This is a genomic window from Sulfurimonas sp. (assembly GCF_041563495.1).
Taxonomy (GTDB): domain Bacteria; phylum Campylobacterota; class Campylobacteria; order Campylobacterales; family Sulfurimonadaceae; genus Sulfurimonas.
This window is the reverse complement of the sequence record NZ_JBFFMZ010000023.1, coordinates 1-4,111: the sequence shown is the minus strand read 5'-3', so window position 1 is coordinate 4,111 and position 4,111 is coordinate 1. Positions and strand designations below refer to the sequence as shown.

Here is a 4,111-nt window from a genome sequence, read left to right as displayed (position 1 = left end):
AGTATCTGTTCTGATGATACTCCAGGTTGCATTCATAGCATCCTCATACTCGTTTGCAAGGTGACGTGCCTCTTCGTAGTTTGACATGCTGATACCCAGACTCTCTTTGATGCGCTCTTTGTCCTCTTGAATCATGGTTATATCCATTCTTATAGCAATATATTCTATGATATTACCTTCTTTATCTAGAATAGGGTTTATAAAAGTATTCATCCAATAGGCAGAACCGTCTTTGGCACGATTTTTGACTTCACCGCTCCAAGGTCGTTTTAGTTCTTTTATGGTGTGCCACATCTCTTTAAAGATTTCTTTTGGCATATCCGGATGCCTAATTATGTTGTGGGGCTTTCCTACCAGCTCAGCCTCTGTATATCCGCTTATCTTGCAAAAGGTTTCATTTGCATAGCTGATGATTCCTTTAGGGTCTGTTTTTGAGACGATAAAACTTTTATCTACTGTTGCCCTGTACTGTTCTAAAAGCGTCAATGAGTCTTCAAAATCTTCGCTAAATTGATTTGTAAGAGACAAGATTTTTTTAACAGATGTAATTGTAAAAAATATAACAGCAGTTATCATTAAAAACAGAAAAAAGACAATTGCAGTCATAGTAAAAACAATACTATTTATCTCTGCATTAATAGTTTTATATAAGATTGTAAAGAGTTTATCTTCTACTTCTTTGAGTTTATCTATAGTTTTTGTTGAATTTTCAAACCAATGCGATGCATCAACACCTAAATTTAATGTATCTCTGTTCTTAAGAGCAGAGTCTATTATTTTAAATGTTTCTTGAGTGGAAACATTGTCCAAACTTTTACGATAATAGTTAATCAGCTCATTGTAATCAAAAAGCGTTTTTTCAAATCTATCAAGGTTACTATTATAGTTATGGAGTTGTTCACTTACAAATATAAAATCGGCATCTGAAAAGCTGTTTATTATTAAAACTTCATTGAGTTTTGCTCTTATTTGCCCCAAAGACTCTTTTGACGATAAGAGATAACTGTATGCTTGGATAAGATTTCTGTTTTCTCTGTCATTTATCATGCTTGGCATGCTTTTTGTAAAATCGATAAGTGCTTTAATATGCTTTGTATAGAAACTCATAACTCCTTTTGTCGATATATCAAAATTATCGACTTTCTTTCTTATTGATGTCAAATCATTTGAGATATATAAAAAATCTATATTTTTAAAAAAATAGACAGATTTTGTGGCTTCCATGGCTCTGTCAAAATTTTCTCTTGCTTTTGCAAGGGATTCCGTATCATTTGCATCACCTTTTGTTACAAAGCCGTTGCTGAGACCTCTTTCTATCTGCATAGTATGAATTACTCTAGAGATAGCTCTAGCTTCAACAATATGCTTTTTTGTAGTTTCAAATTCTTGTTTTACATTAATATCGTTGACAATCCTGCCGATGGATAAGATGAAGATGACGATTATAGGAACCGAAGTTAAAAAAAGTAGTTTTGATTTTAAGTCTAGTTGCATATATGATTCCTTCAGTTGACTTTTGGATATATAAATTAGAAAATATTGTATCAAAAAAATAGCTAGTTTCTATAAAATATGAATATAATTTTAAATATTGAATTAGTTTTTATATAATAAGATATAATTAATTTTATAAGAATTGAATTTGTGAATAGTTCTAAGTTGCAAAAAATATTGTATGATTGCTTTAGAGAAATATTTTTCGATAATATTGAGGCGCTAAATGATTTATGAACTGAGTAATCCAATTACAAAAACTTTAGTCACACATTTAAGAAATCATAGTATAGTTTAAATCTGAACAGTCCAATAATAACCTATTTTACTTCTACTCGATTTCTTCCATATTCTTTAGCCAAATACAGGGTATCATCTGCTCGTTTGATAAATGAGTCACTTGTGTCATCTTCTTTAAAATTTGTCACTCCAAAACTTGCAGTTACCTTTCCAACATCTTTAAAGTTGTATGATTCTATAGCGTGTCTTAATCGCTCTGCTAAAATTTGCGCTTCATCAGATGGGATGTCTGGCTGGAGTATGATAAATTCCTCCCCGCCCCAACGCGCAATCAAATCACTTTTTCTGATAGTATCATGTCCAATCTTAGCAATCATTTTAAGAACATCATCACCGCAAAGATGTCCATACGTATCATTTACTTCTTTAAAGTTATCTATATCAAATAAGATGACTGACAAATTTACTTTATATCTTTTAGCCCTATCTATAGAGTAGTGAAGCACTTCATCAAATCTCAAACGGTTTGGGAGACCTGTCAGCTTGTCTGTTGTAGCTTGTTCCTTAAGTTTTTGTTCTAGCAGCATATGCTCGGTAACATCTTTTCCACTTGATACAAAATAGCTTATATTGCCTTTTTGTCCAATAATTGGTGCAATTGCTTTGTACTCATGATAAAGCTCACCATTTTTCTTTTTATTTATTAAGTAACCTCTAAACATATCTTTTGATAAAATAGTTGCCCATATTTTATTTTCGTAAAAGTCGGTTGAGTGAGTTCCTGATTTTAATATATTTGGCTTTTTACCGATTGCTTCTTGTTTTGTAAAGCCTGTTTGTTGCTCAAACGCAGGATTTACATATTCAATAATTCCATCTATATCCGTTATTACAACACTATCTCCGCTATATTCAATTGCACTTGAAAGCTTTAACATATCCATTTCCGTTTTATGTCGCAATAATTTAAATAGACCAATAGCAGCAAATGCGGAGACCACTCCAGTAAAAGCACGAAAGATTTGAACAGGCACTCCAAAGTATTCTTGAAAACTTACATAGTTTATAATCGAAGCCATTAACAGTGGTGCTTTGGGAACAACAATTCCTGCAAAAATTCCATAAAAGAAAAAAGATAAGCTCAAAATAAACAAGTAAGCTTTTGCTGATGTAAAGGTCTCCATTCCTTTCGCATCTTTATGCATAAATAGTACATATGAAGTTAAGAAGATTCCAGGGATGCCAAATAGATATCGTGCCCATATATTTCCTTCTAGATAGAGGTTATTACTTTGAAAAGAAAACACTAAAAACATCAAAATAAGAATGATTATAATAAATTTTATACGAGTAAGTGATGATTTTTTTTGTTCCAAAAGAGAGATGAGTCCAAAGTATAGTAAAAATAGGTAAGATAGCGGTAAAATCACGAAGCTTATCATCTCAACTATCGGTGTTTTAGTTTGCTCTATATATGCAAACATGTCAATCCATTCACTTATTCCATGAATAATACCAAATACTCCTATCATCCAGAAATGCTTACCTAATCTGATAAAGACGGACATCTTCGGGTATAACAACACGGCAAGACCCAACGAGAAAAATGACAAACCATAAATAAAATATATATAAATCACTACACTACCTTAAATTTAACAAATCAAGAGACCGTAAAATAAACTATGTAAACCACCTTTTATTTCCAAATCAGTTGATATATTTTGACATAATTTAGCTAAAAAATATACTAAGTTGGGGATAAATCTCAAACCAATTTCTTATACTAGACATATTCCATTTTTCTTGTTGCTCCTGTGTGGCTAGATACATAACTTTAAAAGCAGATTCTACAGTCGGGAACGAGCCTTTGGATTTAGTCTTCCTTTTTATTGTTGCATTTAAAGATTCTATAGGATTTGTAGTATAAATTAGCTTTCTCACAAAATCTGGATATTTGAAAAAAGTTGAAAGTTCAGACCAGTGAGTTTGCCAGGAAGCTGTAATATTTGGATACTTTTTACCCCAAATATCATTGAAGTCTGTAAGTGCAAGTTGTGCATCTTCTTCATTATGAGCTGAATAAACTGACTTAAGATCTTCAGCAACTGCCTTTCTATCTTTTCAAGATACAAACTTCAAAGAGCTTCTTATCTGATGCACGATACATCTTTGTATCTCAGCTTTAGGATAAACTGCTTTGATAGCTTCATTAAAGCCATTAAGACCATCTATTTGTCAAGCGCGGAATTAAATTAGGCAGATTTTCGTAGGATTTTTTACGAATAGTAACCTTAAGCGACAATGGTTTAACTTACTCCTTTTGTTGATTTTTTGGTCTGAAACTTATACAGGTCTGAATCTACCATTCCTTCTT

Annotated in this window: 2 protein-coding genes and 1 pseudogene; all 3 read right to left on the bottom strand. The window is 32.1% G+C overall.

The window, feature by feature from the left end:
- On the bottom strand, positions 1–1,494 hold a 1,494-nt coding region (locus ABYK18_RS11930), incomplete at its 3' end, for a nitrate- and nitrite sensing domain-containing protein (RefSeq protein ID WP_373036901.1).
- A 320-nt stretch (positions 1,495–1,814) separates the two neighbouring features.
- Positions 1,815–3,374, bottom strand: coding sequence for a diguanylate cyclase (locus tag ABYK18_RS11925; protein WP_373036900.1), 1,560 nt, complete (start codon positions 3,372–3,374; stop codon positions 1,815–1,817).
- A 94-nt stretch (positions 3,375–3,468) separates the two neighbouring features.
- Positions 3,469–3,969: pseudogene (locus ABYK18_RS11920) on the bottom strand (transposase).
- Positions 3,970–4,111: the final 142 nt, after the last annotated feature.